Raw genomic sequence first — 1,575 nt, forward strand, 5'->3', positions numbered from 1 at the left:
CTTGTCGGATCAGCGCGCGGCGTCGGGCGCCCGGCTGGGAGTGCCGGCACGACGCCCTCGTACTGGATGTACTTGGGTGTTGTGCCGGTGCTTCCAGGCGGGATGCCTGGCGTCGTGCGCCCGGCAAGACCGGCCGGACAGGGCCTAGTAGTACTTCGTTAGGTTCTGCCTCTGCTTCGGTGTCTGGTTCTCATGCGGGGCAGGGGGCGGTTGCAGGTGGTGCAGGTGCCGGTCCAGCCCTTCAACAGGTCCTGGAACAGGTCAAGGACCTGGTAGAGGGTCAGGCCGGCGTTCGGACTTTTGGGTCGAGCCGCCTGAGGGTGAGGAAGGCCTGGGCGGCGGTGACGAGGGTGACGTGGTGGTGCCAGCCGCGCCAGGTCCGTCCCTCGAAGTGGTCCAGGCCCAGGCCATGTTTGAGCTCGCGGTAGTCGTGCTCGACGCGCCAGCGCATCTTCGCCCATCGCGCCAGGTCGGCGACGGGCGTGTCGGGCGGCAGGTTGGATATCCAGTAGCCGGTCGGGGCGTCATGACCGGCGGGCCACTCCACCAGGACGGTGGCGGCGGGCAGGACGCCGTCCCACCGGCTGCGTCCACCGCCCGCCGTCTGGGCGGCGGCGAGGGACTGCTTGCCCGCCGGCCGTACGGCCATGACCGCGAACCTCGATGTCATCGGTCCTCTGCTGCCCTGCCGCCAGAGGACCTCGGTGAAACGGCCGGCGGCAGCCGCGTCGGCCGCGTGAAGCGCGAGGGAGCGAGGCGCCGTCCGGTAGCGGGCAAGCGTGGGCGGCCCCAGCCCGCCGTAGTCGGGGCGGTACGGCTCGGCCTCCAGCTCGTGGGCCACTTCCTTCCCGGTCAGGGCGAGGACGTAGGACATGCCCCGCTCCTCCAGGCCGTGGCGGAAAGGTGTGCTGACGCCGTAGCCCGCGTCGGCGACCACCACCGGAGCCTCGAGCCCCCACCCGGACACGTTGTCCAGCAGGCCCAGCGCCAGACGCCACTTCTCCTGGTGGACGGTGCCCTCCGGGACGCCCGCCCGGCGGCACCGCTCAAGATCGTCCGCCCACTCCCGGGGCAGGTACAACTGCCACTCCAGCGGGCACGACGCGCTGTCGGTGGCAGCGTGGACGCTGACCGCGACTTGGCAGTTCGCCCGCTTGCCCAGTGCTCCGCAGTACTGCCGGGCCACTCCGGCAGAAGCCCGACCGCACTTGGGGAACGACACGTCGTCGATCACCCACACCTGCGGCGCGATCGCCTCCGACAGCCGCCGCGCGATCCGTCTCCGTACCGGCAGCGGATCCCACGGCGACTGGTTCACGAACTGCTGCAGAGCCTGCATGTCCCCGTCCGGCAATCGCGCGGCCATCGGCTGGATCGACTTGCGCCGACCGTCCAGCATCAGACCCCGCAGGTAACACGCACCCCACCGCCGCTGGTCCCGCCGCGGCAACGACCCGAACACATCACCCACGAACTCCGCCAACTCGCCCCGGAGCCGCTCCACATCCCCCAGCTTCACACCCAGAAGATGCCCACCAACAGGCAAGATCGCTCAACGTAACGAAGTACTACTAG

Annotated in this window: 1 protein-coding gene; it reads right to left on the reverse strand. The window is 70.0% G+C overall.

Annotated elements, in window-relative coordinates; all coding sequences use genetic code 11:
• Window positions 1–280: 280 nt before the first annotated feature.
• Entirely contained in the window at window positions 281–1,519 is a 1,239-nt protein-coding gene (locus tag ACFY00_RS38095; RefSeq protein WP_388038871.1) for an IS701 family transposase, read from the reverse strand.
• Window positions 1,520–1,575 lie beyond the last annotated feature (56 nt).

This window comes from Kitasatospora sp. NPDC001540, from assembly GCF_042894345.1.
Classification (GTDB): Bacteria; Actinomycetota; Actinomycetes; order Streptomycetales; family Streptomycetaceae; genus Kitasatospora; species Kitasatospora phosalacinea_C.